Genomic DNA, 18,555 nt, shown 5'->3' with positions numbered 1-18,555 from the left:
ATGAACCCCGACATTTTCCACCTCGCCCAGGACGCTGCTCCGGAGGGTGCGGGCAACCCGATCCTCAACATTGTCGTTTTCGGACTGTTCATCGTGATCACCATGGGGATCGTGACAAAGGCCGGCAAGACCACCTCCGAGGCATCCGACTTCTACACCGGAGGCGCACAGTTCTCCGGTACTCAGAACGGTCTGGCCATCGCCGGCGACTACCTCTCTGCCGCGTCCTTCCTCGGCATTGTCGGCGCGATTGCTTTGAGCGGTTACGACGGCTTCTTGTACTCCATCGGCTTCTTCGTCGCATGGCTGGTCGCCCTGCTGCTGGTTGCCGAGCCGCTGCGCAACGTCGGCCGCTTCACCATGGCTGACGTGCTGTCCTTCCGCCTGCGTCAGAAGCCGGTTCGTGTGGCAGCTGCCTTCGGCACCCTGTTCGTGTCGCTGTTCTACCTCATCGCCCAGATGGCTGGCGCCGGCTCGCTGGTCTCGGTGCTGCTGAACCTGCACAGCTTCAGTGCGCAGGCCATCTGCGTCGCCATCGTCGGCGTCATCATGATCGCCTACGTTCTCATCGGCGGTATGAAGGGCACCACCTACGTGCAGATGATCAAGGCCGTCCTTCTGGTCGGTGCCGTGGCCATCATGACGATTCTCTGCTTCGTTGCCGTCAAGGGCGGCATGAACGCGCTGTTCGACCGCGCCATCGACATGCACGCCGGTTCCGAGTACATCAAGGAGCAGGGCTACGAAGCATCAGAGATTCTCGCACCTGGTCTGAAGTACGGCGGTACCGTGACCAGCCAGCTCGACTTCATCTCGCTGGGTCTTTCCCTGGTGCTGGGTACCGCTGGTTTGCCGCACGTGCTCATGCGCTTCTACACCGTCCCGACGGCTACCGAAGCACGTAAGTCCGTGACCTGGGCCATCGTCCTCATTGGCTCGTTCTACCTAATGACCCTCGTCCTCGGTTACGCCGCCGGTGCCCTCGTCGGCCCGGACAACATCAACGCTGCGCCCGGTAAGGCGAACTCCGCGGCGCCGCTGCTGGCCTTCGAGCTCGGTGGCTCCATCTTCATGGCGGTCGTCTCCGCCGTCGCGTTCGCGACAGTGCTCGCGGTCGTCGCCGGCCTGGCCATTACGGCATCTGCGTCTGTCGCGCACGACATTTACGACGCCGTGCTTCGCGACGGCCAAGCCTCCGAAGAAGAGCAGGTCCGCGTCTCCCGCATCACCGTGGTCGTCATCGGTATCGTCGCCATCGTCCTGGGCATCCTGGCCATGAAGCAGAACGTGGCCTTCCTGGTCTCCCTAGCATTCGCGATCGCCGCTTCGGCGAACCTGCCGACCATTCTGTTCTCCCTGTACTGGAAGCGCTTCAACACCACCGGTGCTGTTGCCTCCATGTACACCGGTCTGGTCGTCGCGCTGGTGCTCATCTTCTTCTCCCCGGCAGTATCCGGGGCAGAGACCGCAATGTTCGCTAACGCAGACTGGGCATGGTTCCCGCTGACCAGCCCGGGCATTGTCTCCATCCCGGCGGCCTTCCTGGCCGGCATCATCGGCACCTTCGTGGGCAAGCCGGACAACCTGGATGAACTCCAGGCTGAGATGGAAGTCCGCTCGCTGACCGGTGTTGGTGTGGAGGCCCCGGTCGACCACTAGAGCGTTCGCCGGCACGCGTTCACTAGCGAAAAGAAGAGAGGCTGCCCCGTCGTGGGGCAGCCTCTCCGCGTTGCCGGATCCGGGCCAGATTTAGATTGCATCCTTGCCACGTCACGCGAAAACGACCTGGGGTTTTGACGCTGGAAGAAGGTGCCGATGTCATCTATATCTTGGCGGTCCTGCGGCGTCGCCCGCCGCGGCCTAGTTGATGAACTGCTTGGCGAAGTTCACCGCGTTCTCAATATCCTGCGGTTTGACGTTCTGCGCGAAACGCTGCGCCTCCGAGGACATGCCCTGCGGAGTCGGATCGGAGGAGAAGTCTGGCAGGGACGAGTTATCCGGGATGCCCGGAATGCCCTGTGCTGGCTGAGGTACGGGGGCAGGCTTCGCAGGAGCCGGAGCTGGTGCGCGGTTGTTGTTCGCTGCGACCGGTTGCCATTGGCCCCAGTCGGCGGCGTAGACGTTGTTGATGTCGCAGAGGTGGCCGTCGATATGCGTTTGCCACTTGGCTTTCTGGTGAATGGTCGCCCGCGGGTGGAGCTTTCCGCCGGAGCCCCAGTCGTGCTGCCAGTAGTAGGTGCCGATGCCATCTTTGATGCACCACTCAATGGTGTTGTAGTTGCCGTAGACACCGGTGCGCAGGCCCGCCGTGGCAAGTGCTGCCTGGAACGCACGCAGGTACGGGCGGATCTGGTTCTCGTACTGAGCGCGGGAGGGATTGTCATCAATGGCGACGTAGATGGGCTTGTTGTTCGGGCCGCCCGCCGCACGGTGCAGGTTGATGGCCTGCGGAGCGTGGGTGGCTGCAGCGCCCGCGCCGCCGAGCCAGTCAGCGGTCTCTGCACGACCGAACTGGTAGACCGAGGCGGTCCACAGCCCGTTGGCGGCGAAGTCGCGGGTCTCCTTCAATGAGACCGGCTTGCCCAGCATCCAGTCGGCGCCGGGGCGGCGCTGGGACACGTAGCGCACCGCGCCCAAATGGCCGGCCGCACGCACAGAGCGTCCCGACGGAACACCAGCGGCGTAGTCCACCACCGTTCCTACAGGGCGGCGGCCCTGGGCGTCGGCGGACGGGAGGCGGGAGACTCCGGCGGCGCCGAGCAGGGCGAGGGCGGATGCTCGGCTCAGGAAGCGGCGGCGGGAGAAATCGTTAGTAGTCACAATCAAAACATTAGCAACATGAATAACAAGTAGCCAGCGCAAACGTCGAAGCCTCAATTTTCCACTTGTTTTCTAGTCTGGAAAGTGTCATGCTTTCTTATGTGGAAAACAAGGGAGATGCAATGAATGTGACAGAGGTGAATAAATCGCTCGCGGCCGTCCGCGATATTGAGGCGCGCGCCGCGCAGGTGCCGATCCCGTGGGGCATGGTGACTGCCGCGGGGCTGACCTTCGGTCTCGGTGTCGGCATCATGGTGGCCGGATACGTGTGGGGACTGCTTGTCTTTCTCGTTTCGCTAGTTCTCATGATCGTGCTTGATTTTGGCAGCAAGCGGACTGTCCGCACAGCAATGAAGCAGGACGTGCAGTCGGAAGAGAACACATGGAGCTGGAAGCGCTTCTTCACGTTCATCGTGCTCTACACGATCGCGTATATCGGGATGCAGGTCTATGCCGACCATTACCCGGACGGAAACACGGCGGTCGGCATCGTCGTGGGAATCATTGCCGCCGCAGCGATGATTGCGGGTTACGGCCTGACGTGGAGGAAATACCATTGATCGACCCAGTTATTCATCCCCTCAACCGGCTGAAGATCTGCGCGGCACTGCGCGCTGGAGGTGCGACGGAGGGCACGACGCGCCGCGAAATGAAGTTCTCGCGGCTGCGGGATATCACTGATCTGTCGGACGCGACTTTGTCCAAGCAGCTCAGTGTCTTAGAGGAGCACGGCTACGTCTCCAGGTTCCGCGAATACGGGTCAACCCGTGCGAAGGACACCGTGTGGGTGACACTCACCAAGGCAGGGGAAAAGGCCCTCGAAGGCCACCTCGACGCACTCAACCGATACGCTGAGCCGCATGACAACTCTGACTAGGACTCCGCAGGAGCTTGAGCAAGCGCTTATCGACGCCCCCGGGGTCTCCCTCGTACCCACCATGGGTGCGCTGCACAGCGGCCATATCTCGCTCGTCCGGGAGGCTCAGAAGCTGGGCAACCCCGTGGTGGTGAGCATCTTCGTCAACCCCCTGCAGTTCGCGCCGGGGGAGGACCTGGACGCGTACCCGCGCACGCTCGAGGAGGACATCGCGAAGCTCGAGGCGGAAGGCGTTGACGCGGTTTTCGCGCCGAGCGTATCGACGATGTACCCCCACGGTCCCCGCACCACGATCCACCCGGGGCCGCTCGGATCGGTGCTGGAAGGAACAACCCGCCCGACGCATTTCGCTGGTGTGCTCACTGTGGTGGCCAAACTGTTCTGTCTCACCGGTGCCAGCGACGCGTTCTTCGGTGAGAAGGACTACCAGCAGCTGGCTCTCATCCGCCAGATGGTCGAAGACCTGCACCTGCCGGTGCGCGTGCACGGCTGCCCAATCATCCGCGAGGACAGCGGACTGGCATTGTCGTCGCGCAACCGCTACCTGAGCGAGGACGAGCACCGCACTGCGCTGACGTTGTCGCGCGCCCTGGCGGCGGGCAGCTATGACGGGGCCCTGGCGGTTCTCGAGTCCGCCGACGACGTCGACCTCGACTACCTCGCCGTGGCCACGCCGGAACTGGAAGAACTGCCCGATGGTTACACCGGCCCCGCACGCCTGCTCGTCGCCGCCAAGGTGGGGCAGACCCGCCTCATCGACAACGCTGAAATTCAGGTCTAGGCGCTAAAAGGTGTGTTCGTCCGCGGGGAATTCGCCCTCGTGGACGGCGCGCTTGTAATCTGCCGCGGCTGCGCCGAGCGCCTCGCCGACCGCACCGAACTGGCGCACGAAACGCGCGCGGTGGCCGCGTGCTGGGAAATCGGCCAAATCGTGCCAGACCAGCACTTGCGCATCCGTGTCCGGGCCAGCGCCGATGCCGATGGTGGGAACGGGGCAATTGGCGGTGATCTCCTCGGCCAGCTCAGCCGGGACCATCTCGAAAACGACCATGTCCGCGCCCGCTTCGACGACCGCGTTGGTGTCGGCCCAGAGCTGGTCGGCGCTGTCATCGCGGCCCTGGACCTTGAAGCCGCTCAAATTGTCCACGGACTGAGGGGTGAAGCCCACATGGGCGCACACTGCGAGACCGGCGTCCTTGAGCGCCTTGATGCGCGGCGCGATGCGGACACCGCCCTCGAGTTTGACCATGTGGGCGCCGCTGCGGCGGATCATCTCGGTGGCGGTGCGCACGGCTTGCTCGTCGGAAGCTTCATAGCTGCCGAAGGGGAGGTCGGCCACAACGAGCGCGTTACCGGCGCCGCGCACGACGGCTGCGGCTAGGTAGGTCATCTCGTTGACCGAGACTTGGTTGGTGGTCTCGTAGCCGTAGACGACATTGGCGGCGGAGTCGCCGACGAGCATGCATTCGATGCCGGCTTCCGCGAAGACGCGGGCGGTGGAGTAGTCGTAGGCGGTGAGCATCGCCCACTTCTCGCCGTCGAGCTTCTTCTGCCTCAGGTCCGCGACCCGAACTTTCTTGGTGGGGGCCAGGTATCCAGTCATGCAGACAGTCTAGGCACGCGCCGAGGTGATGGCGTCGATAACGTCGGGATCCGCGTCTTCCACATTCACCGCGATGGGGCCCATCGGGCCGGCGTCGGTCGGTGTTTCGTGGCGGGGGAGACGCAGTACTGGGCAGACGATCGGCACGCCGGCGTCGTTGATGATGCGGGCGGAAATGCCGTAAACGCGCTCGAGAAGCTCGGGGGTGAGCACTTCTGCCGGGGTGCCCTTGGCGATGGCGTGCCCGTCCTTGATCACCAGTAGCTCGTCGCAGAAGCGGGCCGCCAGGTTCAGGTCGTGGAGCGCCACGAGCGCCTGGCGGTCGTCGCCGCGGACCTCGTCCTGGATGATCTGCAGCAGTTCCACCTGGTGGCGCAGGTCGAGGGCGGAGGTGGGCTCGTCGAGAAGCATGATGCGCGGTGAGCGCACGAGCATCTGCGCGACGGCGACGAGCTGGCGCTGGCCGCCGGACATGTCGGAAATCATGCGGTCGGACAGCTTCGTGATACCCAGGCGGTGCATGACCGCCGCCGTGTTCTCCAGTGCGTTGTTGGTGCCTTCGCCGCGGCGTCGCGCGGAGACCATGACGGACTCGAAAGCGGTGAGTGTTGCGCGCGAGAGCATGTCCTGCGGCACGTAGCCGACGGCTTGGACGCGCTCCTTGGCGCTCAACGTGCGGCCGTCAACGACGATGTCCGCGCTGCCCTCGGACGGCTTGTTGATGCCGGCGAGCGTTTTCACGAGCGTCGATTTGCCGGCGCCGTTCGGGCCGATGAGGCCGGTGATCTTGCCGTCGTCGAGCGGGCCGAACGTCATGTCGTCGATGATCGTCGTCCGGCCGTACCGCACGGTGAGATTTGTTGCGCTGATGGCCATGGGGGCTTAAGCACTCCTTCCACGCGAGCGGGTGAAGATCAGGAACACGAAGAACGGTACGCCGACGAGCGAGGTAATGATTCCCAGTGGAATGGCCACGCCGGGAATGATCGAGAGCGACACTGCGTACGCGAGGCTCATGAGCATGGCGCCGGCAGCGGTCGCGCCGGGGAGGAAGAATTTCTGGTCTTCGCCGACGATCATGCGTGCGATGTGCGGGCCGACCAGGCCGATGAAACCGATGATGCCGGTGAACGCCACAGACGCGGACGCCAGCAGCGAAGCGACGATCAGGGTGGTCACGCGCAGGCGCTGCACGTTGATGCCGAGCGCCGCCGCACGGTCGTCGCCAAGCCGCAGCGCGGTGAGCCGCCACGAGTTGACCACACAGAAGGGGATCGCCAGAGCGAGCACGACGGCGATCACGATATTCGCCGTCCACGACGCGCGCTGCATCGAGCCCATCGTCCAGAACACGATCTGCTGGAGCGCCTCATTGGAAGCCACGTATTGCAGCAGGGAGAGCACCGCCTGGAAGAAGAAGGACAGGGCGATGCCGAGCAGAATCATCGATTCCGCGTTCGCACCGCGCCAGATCGCCGCGCCCGCGATGATCAGCACCGCGAAGAGAGCGGAGAGCGCCGCGGTGAGCGCGAGGTTGAGCTGCGCGTTCAGGATGAGCGTCCAGCCCATCACGATGGACACCGCCGCGCCGAGAGCAGCCGCGGCTGAGATGCCGAGGGTGAACGGCTCCGCCAACGGGTTGTCCAGGATCGTCTGCATTTGCGCGCCGGACAGCCCCAACGACGCGCCGACGAGCACCGCCATCACCGCCGCCGGGAGGCGGAGAGTGCGCACGACGGTCTCAGTCTGCTGGTCGACGGAATCGGGGTCAAAGACGGCGCGGAAGACGTCGCTAAGCGAAAGATCGATGGGCCCAACGACAACCGCGACGAGGAAGCTCGCGATCGCACCGAGGATCAGGAGAGCAATTGCGATTGCTTTACGACGGCCGCGGCGACGGTAACTTTCAATCCCACGGTCCGGCGAATCCTTCTCTTGCTCGGTGTCGGGCGCTACGCGTGTGGTCATTGAGCTCTTTTCTTATCGCTTATTTGGCTTCGTATCCGTCGAGGAAGAAGGTGCCGCTGTAATCGATCGGCATCCACTCGGCGTGGAAGTCCTCGAAGTCCTTCGCCGGGTCCAGGTCCCCGAATTCCTCCGGGTGGAGCCACTTGGCGAATGCCTCGAGAGCGAACACGTTGTACGGGCTGTCGTAGAACTGATGGTAGACGGCGAAGAAATCGCCCTCCTTAGGGGCCGTCAGTTGTTCCATACCCGGGCCGTGGAGCGGGCCGCCGAAGGACTCGCGTGCCGCTGCCTCGTCGGCCTGGTAGCCCAGCTCGACATGGCTGAACGCGTCGGTCTTCTGCGGGTCGGGCGCCCACTCGCCGCCGGAAACGACGAGCTTGTCCGGGTTGACCTCGACGAGCTTCTCCGGGGTGATCTCCGTTTCATCGGTGCCCAGAATCTCCGGGCCGACATTGTGGCCTCCCGCCGCATCGACGAGCTTGCCCAGGTTGGCGTCGCCCGCGATGGCGCAGCAGTCCTTGAAGCCGGCTGCCATCCACACAACGGTCTTGGGCTTCTCCGTCGTTGTGTCGACGCGCTCGGTGATATCGCTGACTTTCTCGGACCAGAACTTGTTGTAGCTTGCCGCGCGGTCGGACTTGCCGAAGAGATCGCCGAAGAGCTTCATGGACACCTCGGTGTTATTCAGCGGATCCTGGCGGAAGTCGGTGAAGACGTACTTCAGGCCGACCGCGTCCATGTCGGTGAGGAAGCCGTTCTGCTCGGCGACCGTCTTCTGGTCCAGCGTCATGACAACGACATCCGGCTTCTGTGCCAGGAGGTTCTCCACGGTCACATCGCCCTTCTGCAGGGAACCGATCTGCGGCAGCTCCTTGGCCTCCGGGAACTTCTCCAGGATCTTGTCGCGCATGGCCGGCGCCGCCTTTTCAAAGTCGTCGCCGTATGCCACGACCTTCTCAAACGGATTGTCCTGCAAGATAGAGGTGGCGAAGATGCCGCGGCCTTCAGCCAGCAGGATGCGCTCCGGCTGCTGGTCGAAATCGACCGTGCGGCCCGCCGCGTCGGTGACGGTCAGAACTGCCTCGCCGTTTTTCTCGTCCCCGTTGGAACCTGCGGCGTCACTGCCGCTGGAATCGGAGGCGCAGCCGGCGAGACCGAGCACTGCGATGAACGAAAACAGCAGCGCTGCGAGTGTGCGTGGAAACTTCACGATCCACCTTTCGATATAAGTAAGCCTATGCTTAGTTTCGGGTAACCCTTAAAAGGCTAAGGCATGCCTAATTAGAAAACAAGATTGTGCCCTAATGCGGATTTCAGGGTGAGATCCTCGGCCAATGCGGTTCCCTGCACCTACCATTGGGCGCATGATGCCTAGGAGCCTGTCCCCATCTCGCACGCTGAAAGCTCTCGGAGCCGCCGCACTGCTCATGTCTGTTGCTGGTTGCAGTTCAAGCGACGAGACTGCCCAGCAGCAGGAGCGCCAGGCAGACGGCATTAGCGCCAAGAGCGAGCAAGCATGAACGTCGATAACTTCACGATGGCGGACCTTGATATCGACAGCTTCACACTCATAGCTGAGGCATCGGATATTGCCGACTACCGAATCTTCGATGACGGGGTGGATAAGGATAAGTGCAGCTCGTACACCTACGAGGCGCACGGAGTAACTCAAGAAATCACACAGAAAGAGCTCCCATTCAACGCCGATGCCGAGAAGGGCGCTGCGACGCTCCAGCATTCAGTCTTCGATGACGGAATGGAGTTCCCGCTGTACAGCTTGGCTGCTGTTAAGAACGGAGCCTTCATTTCCATCGCTTTGAAAGACGACTCTGAAGAGTCCATCCAAGCCGCCAACGAGACACTCGACCAGGTACTGGCGAGACTGTAGTTTTTCGCGGCCGGTCAAAGGCAATCCGGGCCGCTTCTTTCGTGGCGAGAAGTCGGTGCGGTAACGTAGCTTCTCGTTGCCTCAGTAGCTCAGTGGATAGAGCACGGCTCTCCTAAAGCCGGTGTCGGAAGTTCGATTCTTCTCTGGGGCGCAACTTTTCTGAACACGGAAAGCTCCTCTACCTGTATGCATAGGTGAGGTGTTTTGTGTTGTGCAGGGACCGGCACCAAGGAAGTTTGGGCCGAAACCCGCGCATATCAGCGACCCAATCATTGGCCCGTGTTCTCGGAGGCTAGTCGCGCGTATACGAGGGTGTCGGTCCATTCGCCCTTGCTGAACCAGTTTTGGACGTGATGAGCTTCGAGCCGGAGTCCAACGCGCTTAGCGAGCGCCGCGGAGCCACTGTTACGGGCATCCATCTGCGCGGTGATGCGGTGGAGATGGTAGTGATCAAACCCGAGGGCAAGTACCGCGCGGACGGCTTCGCTGGCAAAGCCTTGTCCACCGTGCGTGGGGTGGAGCACCCACCCAATCTCCGCCTGGCGGTGTTCCTTATCTGTGAGCCACAGTGCGACGTCTCCGATAGGGGTGACGTCATGCTCAATGACCAGTGCAAGTGCAGCAGCCTCTCCATCGAGGTCAGTCTTTGATAGCCGCTCCGTGAGATTGTCGCGGGTGACTTCCAAAGTCCATGGCTCGTCCAACAGGTAACGAGCAACGTCAGGTCGTGAGTACAAATCGTGAAGCCATGCGGCATCGTCTGTCTCATGCAGGCGGAGTCGAAGCCGTTCTGTCGTCAACGGCCACGTGGGTGTGGACACGAGATTGCGCCGGTAATGGATCAACTCCTCGCGATGCCCTGCGGGCGTGGTTCCTACATCTTGTCCAGTCTCGCGGAAGCCCGCCGTCGTCAAGCAGCGTTGGGAGGCCGTGTTCTCCGGAAGCGTGCGTGCCGTCAAGGTTTGAAGCCCACTGCTGCGCGCGAAGCGTGATGCCAGCTCCAAGCCCCGACGGGCATGTCCATCCCCTCGTGCATCGGGATGAATCCAGAACCCAACCTCGGCAGCCGCGGGGCTGATGTCAAAGAGAACCACGGAACCCACGAACCGGTCGGTCTCAGCGTCGGCAAGTGTGAGGGCGGCCAACGTGCCGGACGAGAGGCCCGTCGCGACCTCCTCACGGATCATCCGTCGCACGGACTCGGGGGTGTAGTCGGGTTCGGGCAGGTGGGCGAAGCGCCGAACAGCTTCATCTTTGCTGCCGGCTGCATACGCGTCTGCATCTAGTTCGGAGAGAGGGCGTAGGCGAGTGTTCTCAAAGGTGATCGGGAGGTTTGTGGCATCCAACATATGCCAAAACTAACATAGTTTGGATAGGTGCATGTTTGGTTAGGCTGGTGGGGTGAGTTACTGGGAACACCGAAAACCTGTTCAGCGTCTCCGCGCCGTGGATATTGCGGAAATTGCAAGAGCATCAGCGAGGTTGCTGGACGAAGGTGGGCTGAGGGCGCTCACCATGAGAGCTGTGGCTCAACAAGTCGGCGTCGCTCCAGCCAGCCTGTACTCCCGTGTGGAGTCAGTCGATGACCTATTCGACCTCGCCCTCGATACAGCGCTTGCAGACGACCCCGTGATGTCGGACTCGATCCGTACCTCCGACCTGCCCACCCTGATGCAAGATTTCTTCACACACCTCACGACCCACCGGTGGGCAGGTCAGGTCATTGGGATGCGCGCGCCCAGGGGCCCTGCTTACCTGGAGTTTTCTGAGCGCATGTGCGTCCTCCTCGAGCGAGAGGGAGTCCCGGGCCCGTTGGGAACTGCCTACCGGTTGTCAAACCTAGTAATCGGCGCCTCTCTGACTGCTCCCATGGCACCCGACGAAAAGCGTGTTGCCATCGACCCCGAACAAGCCCCGGCTTATGCGCGCCTCCACGCGGCGCACCACATTAGCCCACAAGAGATCCTCTCCGAAGGCATCAAGAAACTCTTATCTTGACGAACCATCCCGTTTCTCGGGCCGAAGCCGTGACTGTGGAAGACCTTTTTAGCTGCATATAGGCTTGCGTAGTGTTGTTTTCCCAGGATGGACGATTGCAATCTAGGGTGCCAGCTTAAGCATCTATTTTTCAAAAAGCCCGTATTTTGCAAAATACGAGCTTGAGTGGGCGTTGAAAATTGCAGCCTGGGGGCTAGTTCAGCTCGGCGATCTTCGCCAGCACCTCGCCGGCGGGTGGGTTGGTGGCGTGGGTGCCGTCGGAATAGAGGACGGTGGGCACGACGCGGTTGCCGTTGTTGACGGACTCGACCCAGGCGGAGGCGTCCTCGTTGCCGGGGGCTTCGACGTCGACGATCTCGTGCGGGGCATCGGCGGAGCGCAGGTCCGCGAGCAGCCTGGTGCAAAACGGGCACCAGGAAGTGGCGAAGACGGTGACGGGGGACGTTGTCTCAGGGGTGGTAGCCAACGCTATTGAGCCTTTCGTTTGAATCGTTGGAAGCGGTAGCGAAGGGGAGATTCCTCCACGCCCTCGATGGTCACGCGGCCGCGCTCTGAGGTGAGCCAGTCGGATTCACTGACCAGCTCGAAATCCTCGCTGATCCGCGGGGCGTATACGGCATTGTGGGGGAGGACAGGGGCGAGGGAGACGTCGATAAGCGTGCGCTCGATGACGTCGACCTCGTCGAGCGTGGCTTCGTAGAGTTGTGCCCCGCCGATGATCCACGCGTCGGTGTCGAGGTCGGGCAGGTCGCGGTAGACGTACGCGCCCTTCGACCAGGTGTCCGCTTCACGCGAGGAAATGATGATGTTGGTGCGGCTCGGCAACGGCTTGAAGGGGAGCGATTCCCACGTGCGGCGGCCCATGATGACGGGGTTGCCAAGTGTGGTCTCCTTGAAATGCTTGAGGTCCTCCGGCAGGTGCCACGGCATGTCTGCGCCATCGCCGATGATGTGGTCGACAGACTGCGCCCAGATTGCGCCGAGCATCGCTACACCGAGACCTTCGCTGCGATCGTCGGGTGCGGGTCGTAGCCTGTGACCGCAATGTCGTCGAAGCCGTAGTCGAAGATGGACTCCGCCTTGGCGAGCTCTAGCTGCGGATACGGGCGTGGCTCACGCGAAAGCTGCTCTTTGACCTGTTCAATGTGATCGTTGTAGATGTGGCAGTCGCCGCCCGTCCAAATCAGCTCGCCGACCTCAAGACCCGCTTGCTGAGCGAACATGTGGGTCAGAAGCGAATAGGACGCGATATTGAACGGGACGCCCAGGAACATGTCTGCCGAACGCTGGTAGACCTGCATAGACAGCTTGCCATCGGCGACATAGAGCTGGAAAAGCAGGTGACAGGGCATGAGCGCCATCTTGTCCAGTTCCGAGACATTCCACGCGGAAACGACGTTGCGGCGCGATTCCGGGTCTTGTTTAAGCAAATCGAGCGCATTCTGGATCTGATCGATGTGCTGGCCATCCGGGGTGGGCCAGGAACGCCACTGCACGCCGTAGACCGGGCCCAGCTCGCCATTGGCGTCAGCCCACTCGTTCCAGATCCGAATATTGTTCTCCTGCAGCCAGCGGACATTCGAGTCGCCTTTGAGGAACCAGAGCAGCTCACCGACGACGCCTTTGAAGTAGACCTTCTTGGTGGTCAGGAGCGGGAATGAGTCCGACAGGTCGTAGCGCAGCTGCTTGCCAAAGACACTGACCGTGCCTGTGCCCGTGCGGTCTTCTTTGGCAACACCAGTGTCGAGGATCTCGCGGAGGAGGTCCTCGTACGGTGTGTTGATAGCGCTATTGGTGTTAATGGAATCTGTCACTTTGCGATGCCCTCGTAACTGCCATTCTCTTCGAGGTAAGTGGCGGCGTGGGAGAGAATATCGTCGGCAAGCTCGGGGCGACAAATGAGCAAGTCCGGAATGTAGGTGTCTTGGTTATTGAAGCGGATCTCGGAGCCGTCGAGACGCGAAGCATGCAGGCCTGCTGCCTTAGCGACACCCACCGGCGCCGCCTGGTCCCACTCGTACTGGCCGCCGGCGTGAATGTAGGCGTCATAATCACCGAGCAGCACGTGCATCGCCTTCGCGCCGGCCGAACCGATACCTTCAGCGCCAAAACCGAGCTTGTCCGCGATGAAACGGGCGACAGCCGGCGGACGGTTGTGGGACAGCGCAATCTTGCGGGACAGCGGGCCGGCAACGTGGCGGACATCGGAGGACTTGAACACCACGCCCAGGTCCGGCAGGCCGACAGCCGCGTGCGTGGGTACCCCGTCCTCGACGAGGGCGATGTGCACTGCCCAGTCCTGGCGGCCGGTCGCGAACTCTTTTGTTCCGTCGAGCGGATCCACGATCCACACGCGGTTGTTCTCCAGACGGGAAAGATCATCCACTGCTTCTTCGGACAGGAAACCGTCATCCGGGCGGTGCTGCTCTAGGACCCGGGCAATCCAGTTCTGAGCAAGGTCATCGCCGGCTTCCCCGAGCTCGCGTCCGCGCAACAGCCCGACACCGCGGATGCCTTTGAGGATTTCGCCGGTGCCAAGAGCAATCAGGTTAGTCAACCGTGAGTCCGAGTACGTTGCCGTCATGGTTCAAACCATACCGCTAACCCTCACCGGGGTGCAGTGCACGATAACGGTGCAGGGTGCACGGTGCGGGCGCGTTAGAATGACCCGCATGCCCGACCGTCGCCCAAGCGGGGACGCAGACCGCGTCCTCGACCGCTTCCACCCCCAGGTAGCCACCTGGTTCGAAGAGGTCTTCGCGGGGCCGACTGCAGTCCAGGACCAGGCGTGGCGGTCGATTTCGGAGGGGGAGAACACCCTCGTGGTCGCCCCGACTGGTTCAGGTAAGACGCTAGCTGCATTTCTGTGGTCTCTAAACCAGATGGTGGGTCGCGCGGGGCAGCAGTCGCTGCATTTCGCTGATAACGCCGCGCTGCAGCGCAGCACTGAGGGGACGCGCGAGGGTGTCCGAGTCCTCTATATCTCCCCGCTGAAAGCGCTCGGTGTGGACGTGGAGAACAACCTCCGCGCCCCGCTCACCGGTATCGCCCGCGTGGCCCAGCGGATGGGTCTGGACATGCCGGATGTTTCCGTCGCGGTGCGCTCGGGGGATACTCCGCAGTCTGAACGCAACCGGCAGGCCCGCAAACCCCCGGACATTCTCATCACCACGCCGGAGAGCTTGTACTTGATGCTCACCAGTAAGTCGGCGGGGATTCTCAAGACAGTCGACACGGTCATTATCGACGAGATACACGCGCTTGCCGGCACGAAGCGCGGTGTCCACTTGGCGCTGTCGCTGGAGCGGCTGCGCCGCCTTGCCGGGAATTTCCAGCGCATTGGTCTCTCGGCAACCGTCCGGCCGCTCGACGCGGTGGCGAACTTCCTGGGGGAGCGCACGACCATCGTCAACCCGCCCGCGGAGAAGAAATGGAAGCTCGATGTCCACGTGCCCGTTGAGGACATGAGTGACCTGCCGGTGCCCGAAGAGGGATCCCCGATCGGGGATGCGGTTATCGATGTCACTCCGACAGCCGAAGATGTCATTGACTTCGACCTCGCCCCGCCGCCAACTCCGGGCCAATCGTCCATCTGGCCGCACATCGAGGCGCAGTTGTACCGGGAGATTATGGCGCATCGCTCGACGATCGTGTTCGTCAACGCGCGCCGGACCGCGGAGCGCCTGACCAGCCGCCTCAACGAGATCTGGGCGGCGGAGCACGACCCGGAAGCACTCAGCCCGGAACTTCGGCGCCCACCAGCGCAACTGATGAAGGCGACCGACTTGGCAGGCAAAGCCGCGCCAGTGATCGCCCGCGCCCACCACGGCAGCGTGTCCAAAGAAGAGCGCGTGACCACGGAGACTGCCCTGAAGGAAGGCACCCTCAAGGCAGTGGTGTCTACGAGTTCGCTCGAGCTCGGCATCGACATGGGTGCGGTGGACCTGGTCGTCCAGGTCGAATCCCCTCCGTCGGTGGCCTCGGGGCTGCAGCGCGTCGGTCGCGCCGGGCACTCCGTCGGAGCCGTGTCAGAGGGCTCGTTCTACCCAAAGCACCGTTCCGATCTCGTCCAAACAGCGGTGACCGTGCCCCGTATGCGTGAGGGCCTGATCGAGGAGCTGCACACCCCGAAAAGCCCGCTTGACGTGCTCGCACAGCAGACCGTCGCCGCTGTCGCGGTGGAGGACCTCGAAGTCGACGACTGGTACGAGACCGTCACCCGCGCCTGGCCGTACCGTGACCTGGCCCGCGAAGTTTTCGACGCGGTCATTGACCTCGTTGTCGGCGTCTATCCATCCACCGACTTCGCGGAATTGCGTCCCCGCGCGATCCTCGACGGCACCACCCTGAAAGCCCGCCCAGGCGCCCAACGCGTTGCTGTCACCAACGCCGGCACCATTCCGGACAGAGGAATGTTTGGAGTGTTCCTGATCGGCACGGACGCCGACGGAGGAGCACCCCGGCGCGTCGGGGAGCTCGACGAGGAGATGGTCTATGAATCCCGCGTCGGAGACGTGTTCACACTCGGCGCATCCAGTTGGCGGATTGAGAACATCACGCGCGATCAGGTCCAGGTCAGCCCCGCGCCGGGCCACACCGGCCGCTTGCCGTTCTGGTCCGGCGACAGTTTGGGCCGGCCGTATGAATTGGGTCTTGCGCTTGGCGAGTTTCGTCGAGAAGCGAAAAGCGGCGGTGAGATCGACCCGAGTCTGGATGCGTACGCCCGCGGCAACCTCCTGAAATACCTCGACGAGCAGGAGGAAGCGACTGGCATCATCCCTGATGAGAAAACGCTGGTCCTCGAACGCTTCACGGATGAGGTGGGGGACTGGCGGGTCGTGCTGCACACCCCGTTCGGCAAAGGGGTCAATGCCGCGTGGGCGTTGGCGACGGGGTGGCGCGTGGCGCAGGAGACCGGTATGGATGCCCAGGCTGTCGCGGGTGATGACGGCATTGTGCTGCGCCTGCCGCAGGGCGAGAAGGAGCCGGATGCGTCAGTGTTCGGCTTCGACGCAGACGAGATCGCGGACATCGTGACTGAGCAGGTGGGCAACTCCGCGCTCTTCGCGTCCCGGTTCCGCGAGTGCGCCGCCCGCGCACTGCTTCTGCCGCGCCGCAACCCGGGCAAACGCGCGCCGTTGTGGCAACAGCGTCAGCGCGCCGAGCAGCTTCTCGACGTTGCCCGAAACTACCCGTCCTTCCCGATCATCCTCGAGGCAGTCCGCGAGTGTTTGCAGGATGTCTACGATTTGCCGGCGCTGCAGGACGTGATGCGCCAGCTGGCCACCCGCCGCATCCGCGTCGCTGAGGTGACCACGGACCAGCCGAGCCCCTTTGCCTCGTCGTTGCTGTTCAACTACACCGGCGCGTTCATGTACGAAGGCGACACCCCGCTGGCAGAAAAGCGCGCCGCGGCCCTCTCGCTCGACCCGTCGCTGCTAGCTAAATTGCTGGGCACCGTGGAGCTAAGAGAGCTTCTCGACGCTGATGTGATCGCAGAGGTCGACGCCTCCCTCCGCCGCGTCGGCAAGGCGGACACCTCCGAGCAGTTCGCGGACACGCTGCGCATCGTCGGCCCCGTCCCTCTGGATGAATTGACCACTTATACCTCGGTTCCTTTGTCAGGTCTCGAAAAGAGCCTGACAAAGCGAGTCATGGTGGTCCGCATCGGCGGCCGCGAGCATCTGGCGCAATCACTCGATGCACCACTGCTTCGCGACGGGCTCGGCGTCCCTGTCCCGCCCGGCATCCCCGCCCAAGTGGCCACCATCCCGGACGCTCTGAACCAGTTGGTGAGCCGCTGGGTGCGCACGCGTGGGCCGTTCACGCTCCGCGACCTGGCTGAGGCATTCGGTCTGTCGGTCGGTGCGGCCTACACGGCGTTGACCCCGCTGGTTGACGCCGACAAGGTCATTGAAGGCCGCTACCGCCAGGGTGTCGACGAGCAGGAGTACATGGCCGCCGAGGTTCTGCGCATCGTGCGCACCCGGTCGCTCGCCGCTGCCCGCGCGCAGACTCGCCCGGTCTCACAATCGGCGCTCGGCCGGTTCATGCCGGCCTGGCTCAACATCGCCCCTGCCGGCACGCGGCCGCCGTTGCGCGGTGCGGACGGCGTGTATTCGGTCATTGAGCAGCTCGCTGGCGTCCGCCTTCCTGCCAGCGCGTGGGAGTCCATGATCCTCCCGTCGCGCGTGGGCGACTACTCCCCGGAGATGCTCGATGAGCTGACGCTGGGCGGCGAAGTCGTCATCGTCGGGGCTGGCAAGGCCGGCGCACGCGACCCGTGGATCATGCTGCTGCCCGCCGACTACGCCGCCCAACTCATGCCGATCCCGGAAGAACCCTTGCTCAGTCTCACCCAGCAGCAGGTGATGGACAAGATCCGCGCCGGCGGCGGCTACCTGTTCACTGACTTGTTGGATGGTGTCGGTGGTGCGCGCAGCGCGACCACCGACGAGCTCCGCGAGTCCGTGTGGGATCTCGTCGAGGCGGGTCTGATCGCACCTGACTCGTTCGCTCCGATCCGTGCTCGCCTCGCCGGCGGTAAGCATGGGAAGACGGCGCACAGGGCGAAGCGGCGGCCGTCGAGAAGCAGAATTCGCTCTGGGCGCACCACCTTCACCACCGTGACTCCGCCGGACATGACCGGGCGCTGGGCTGCGACACCAACGCCTGACACTGATCCGACGCAACGTTCGCTGGCACACGGCGAGGCGTGGCTTGACCGTTACGGCGTGGTCACCCGCGGCAGCATCGTCTCCGAGGACATCCCCGGCGGTTTCGCCCTGGCCTATAAAACCCTCTCCGGTTTCGAGGAGTCCGGCAAAGCCATGCGCGGCTACCTCGTCGAAGGGCTCGGCGCCGCGCAATTCTCCACGCCAGCCACGATCGACCGTTTGCGCGGGCACCAGGACTCAGATGACCTCGTCGGCTGGCCGTCCGGCACCAAGGAACCGAAGGTCTACGTGCTTGCCGCCACCGACCCCGCGAACCCGTACGGCGCGGCGTTGCCATGGCCAGAATCCGGCCCGACACGGACTGCCGGTGCGCTCGTCGTGCTTATCGACGGCCTCCTCGCCGCCCACATCACCCGCGGCGGCAAAAACATGACCACCTTCTTCGACGGCTTCCCCGAGGGCGTTGGTTCTCAAGACGACCTGATGCGGATGATCGTTTCCGCCCTGGCCGAAATGGTGGGGCAGGGGAGGATGACCCCGCTGACGGTGGAGAAACTCGACGGCGGCCCGGCGTTCGTCCTCAAGGACTACGGCGCCGGCGGCTCCCCGAAGGGCGCGAAGATCGGAGGCAGGGTCGTATCCAGCCCGAAGCGCCGCGGACGGACCGTGACGGACGCGATCAAGTCAATGGAGCTGGACGACCTCAGCTTCGATGACTAAACGT

18 protein-coding genes and 1 tRNA gene are annotated in these 18,555 nt (G+C 63.1%); 9 read left to right on the top strand and 10 right to left on the bottom strand.

Annotated elements, in window-relative coordinates:
* A complete protein-coding gene (locus KBX19_RS01365) occupies positions 1-1,659 on the top strand; it encodes a cation acetate symporter (protein WP_255997127.1) in 1,659 nt (552 codons plus the stop codon).
* A 201-nt stretch (positions 1,660-1,860) separates the two neighbouring features.
* On the opposite strand, the gene KBX19_RS01360 is transcribed toward KBX19_RS01365, so the two are convergent.
* A complete protein-coding gene (locus KBX19_RS01360; protein WP_005291433.1) occupies positions 1,861-2,826 on the bottom strand; it encodes a DUF1906 domain-containing protein in 966 nt (321 codons plus the stop codon).
* A 116-nt stretch (positions 2,827-2,942) separates the two neighbouring features.
* Between KBX19_RS01360 and KBX19_RS01355 the strand changes: the two genes are divergently transcribed.
* From KBX19_RS01355 to panC, 3 genes are read left to right on the top strand one after another with little or no spacing between them, the layout of a single operon-like run.
* Positions 2,943-3,380 (top strand): hypothetical protein, encoded by a 438-nt coding sequence (locus KBX19_RS01355; protein ID WP_040423812.1) that lies wholly within the window; start codon positions 2,943-2,945, stop codon positions 3,378-3,380.
* Complete coding sequence (locus KBX19_RS01350; RefSeq protein WP_005291429.1) at positions 3,377-3,697, top strand: transcriptional regulator; 321 nt, start codon at positions 3,377-3,379, stop codon at positions 3,695-3,697. The genes KBX19_RS01355 and KBX19_RS01350 overlap by 4 nt, the downstream gene beginning before the upstream one ends.
* Positions 3,681-4,478: a pantoate--beta-alanine ligase gene (gene panC / locus KBX19_RS01345; protein ID WP_005291427.1), complete on the top strand. Its 798-nt coding sequence runs from the start codon at positions 3,681-3,683 to the stop codon at positions 4,476-4,478. The genes KBX19_RS01350 and panC overlap by 17 nt, the downstream gene beginning before the upstream one ends.
* A gap of 3 nt (positions 4,479-4,481) precedes the next feature.
* Here the strand turns inward: panC and panB are convergent, their stop codons facing one another.
* Genes panB through KBX19_RS01325 form a run of 4 tightly spaced genes read right to left on the bottom strand, consistent with a single transcriptional unit; the run spans position 4,482 to position 8,478 of the window.
* The gene (gene panB / locus KBX19_RS01340; protein WP_005291422.1) at positions 4,482-5,300 is read right to left on the bottom strand and encodes a 3-methyl-2-oxobutanoate hydroxymethyltransferase; all 819 of its coding nucleotides are present in this window, start codon (positions 5,298-5,300) and stop codon (positions 4,482-4,484) included.
* 9 nt (positions 5,301-5,309) lie between these two features.
* Positions 5,310-6,176, bottom strand: coding sequence for an ABC transporter ATP-binding protein (locus KBX19_RS01335; RefSeq protein WP_005291420.1), 867 nt, complete (start codon positions 6,174-6,176; stop codon positions 5,310-5,312).
* Between the two features lie 6 nt (positions 6,177-6,182).
* The gene (locus tag KBX19_RS01330; protein ID WP_005291418.1) at positions 6,183-7,268 is read right to left on the bottom strand and encodes an iron ABC transporter permease; all 1,086 of its coding nucleotides are present in this window, start codon (positions 7,266-7,268) and stop codon (positions 6,183-6,185) included.
* Between the two features lie 19 nt (positions 7,269-7,287).
* On the bottom strand, positions 7,288-8,478 hold the full coding sequence (locus tag KBX19_RS01325; RefSeq protein WP_255997126.1) for an ABC transporter substrate-binding protein: 1,191 nt from the start codon (positions 8,476-8,478) through the stop codon (positions 7,288-7,290).
* Positions 8,479-8,632: 154 nt separating this feature from the next.
* On the opposite strand from KBX19_RS01325, the gene KBX19_RS01320 reads away from it, so the two are divergent.
* The 3 genes from KBX19_RS01320 to KBX19_RS01310 all read left to right on the top strand — a co-directional run bounded on the left by KBX19_RS01320 (position 8,633) and on the right by KBX19_RS01310 (position 9,307).
* Positions 8,633-8,788, top strand: a complete 156-nt coding sequence (locus KBX19_RS01320; protein WP_005291414.1) for a hypothetical protein — start codon at positions 8,633-8,635, stop codon at positions 8,786-8,788.
* Entirely contained in the window at positions 8,785-9,156 is a 372-nt protein-coding gene (locus tag KBX19_RS01315) for a hypothetical protein (RefSeq protein ID WP_005291412.1), read from the top strand. The genes KBX19_RS01320 and KBX19_RS01315 overlap by 4 nt, the downstream gene beginning before the upstream one ends.
* 78 nt (positions 9,157-9,234) lie before the next feature.
* Positions 9,235-9,307 (top strand) — tRNA-Arg (locus tag KBX19_RS01310).
* A gap of 118 nt (positions 9,308-9,425) precedes the next feature.
* Here KBX19_RS01310 and KBX19_RS01305 read toward each other — a convergent pair.
* The gene (locus KBX19_RS01305; protein ID WP_255997125.1) at positions 9,426-10,505 is read right to left on the bottom strand and encodes a GNAT family N-acetyltransferase; all 1,080 of its coding nucleotides are present in this window, start codon (positions 10,503-10,505) and stop codon (positions 9,426-9,428) included.
* Between the two features lie 52 nt (positions 10,506-10,557).
* Here KBX19_RS01305 and KBX19_RS01300 point away from each other — a divergent pair, with 52 nt between their 5' ends.
* Entirely contained in the window at positions 10,558-11,154 is a 597-nt protein-coding gene (locus KBX19_RS01300) for a TetR/AcrR family transcriptional regulator (RefSeq protein ID WP_370686981.1), read from the top strand.
* A gap of 193 nt (positions 11,155-11,347) precedes the next feature.
* Here the strand turns inward: KBX19_RS01300 and KBX19_RS01295 are convergent, their stop codons facing one another.
* Genes KBX19_RS01295 through KBX19_RS01280 form a run of 4 tightly spaced genes read right to left on the bottom strand, consistent with a single transcriptional unit; the run spans position 11,348 to position 13,738 of the window.
* The gene (locus tag KBX19_RS01295; protein ID WP_255997124.1) at positions 11,348-11,620 is read right to left on the bottom strand and encodes a mycoredoxin; all 273 of its coding nucleotides are present in this window, start codon (positions 11,618-11,620) and stop codon (positions 11,348-11,350) included.
* Positions 11,621-11,622: 2 nt separating this feature from the next.
* Positions 11,623-12,141 (bottom strand): dihydrofolate reductase, encoded by a 519-nt coding sequence (locus tag KBX19_RS01290; RefSeq protein WP_005291404.1) that lies wholly within the window; start codon positions 12,139-12,141, stop codon positions 11,623-11,625.
* A gap of 2 nt (positions 12,142-12,143) precedes the next feature.
* A complete protein-coding gene (locus KBX19_RS01285) occupies positions 12,144-12,968 on the bottom strand; it encodes a thymidylate synthase (RefSeq protein ID WP_255997123.1) in 825 nt (274 codons plus the stop codon).
* Positions 12,965-13,738 carry a 3'(2'),5'-bisphosphate nucleotidase CysQ gene (locus KBX19_RS01280; RefSeq protein WP_005291399.1) on the bottom strand — a complete coding sequence of 258 codons (774 nt, stop codon included), beginning with the start codon at positions 13,736-13,738 and terminating at the stop codon, positions 12,965-12,967. Before KBX19_RS01280 ends, KBX19_RS01285 begins: the two co-directional genes overlap by 4 nt.
* Before the next feature lie 88 nt (positions 13,739-13,826).
* On the opposite strand from KBX19_RS01280, the gene KBX19_RS01275 reads away from it, so the two are divergent.
* Entirely contained in the window at positions 13,827-18,551 is a 4,725-nt protein-coding gene (locus KBX19_RS01275; RefSeq protein WP_255997122.1) for an ATP-dependent helicase, read from the top strand.
* The last annotated feature ends 4 nt before the right edge of the window (positions 18,552-18,555 follow it).

Origin of the sequence: Corynebacterium sp. CCUG 71335, from assembly GCF_024454075.1 — a bacterium.
GTDB classification, from domain to species: Bacteria; Actinomycetota; Actinomycetes; order Mycobacteriales; family Mycobacteriaceae; genus Corynebacterium; species Corynebacterium genitalium.
The sequence above is the reverse complement of the archived record's forward strand: the minus strand, read 5'-3'. Positions and strand labels throughout refer to the sequence as shown.

Coding starts and splice junctions, on each gene's coding strand:
- KBX19_RS01320 (WP_005291414.1), top strand. CDS start 8,633: ATGATGCCTAGGAGCCTGTCCCCATCTCGCACGCTGAAAGCTCTCGGA.
- KBX19_RS01305 (WP_255997125.1), bottom strand. CDS start 10,505: ATGTTGGATGCCACAAACCTCCCGATCACCTTTGAGAACACTCGCCTA.
- KBX19_RS01280 (WP_005291399.1), bottom strand. CDS start 13,738: ATGACGGCAACGTACTCGGACTCACGGTTGACTAACCTGATTGCTCTT.
- panB (WP_005291422.1), bottom strand. CDS start 5,300: ATGACTGGATACCTGGCCCCCACCAAGAAAGTTCGGGTCGCGGACCTG.
- KBX19_RS01315 (WP_005291412.1), top strand. CDS start 8,785: ATGAACGTCGATAACTTCACGATGGCGGACCTTGATATCGACAGCTTC.
- panC (WP_005291427.1), top strand. CDS start 3,681: ATGACAACTCTGACTAGGACTCCGCAGGAGCTTGAGCAAGCGCTTATC.
- KBX19_RS01335 (WP_005291420.1), bottom strand. CDS start 6,176: ATGGCCATCAGCGCAACAAATCTCACCGTGCGGTACGGCCGGACGACG.
- KBX19_RS01275 (WP_255997122.1), top strand. CDS start 13,827: ATGCCCGACCGTCGCCCAAGCGGGGACGCAGACCGCGTCCTCGACCGC.
- KBX19_RS01365 (WP_255997127.1), top strand. CDS start 1: ATGAACCCCGACATTTTCCACCTCGCCCAGGACGCTGCTCCGGAGGGT.
- KBX19_RS01355 (WP_040423812.1), top strand. CDS start 2,943: ATGAATGTGACAGAGGTGAATAAATCGCTCGCGGCCGTCCGCGATATT.
- KBX19_RS01330 (WP_005291418.1), bottom strand. CDS start 7,268: ATGACCACACGCGTAGCGCCCGACACCGAGCAAGAGAAGGATTCGCCG.
- KBX19_RS01290 (WP_005291404.1), bottom strand. CDS start 12,141: ATGCTCGGCGCAATCTGGGCGCAGTCTGTCGACCACATCATCGGCGAT.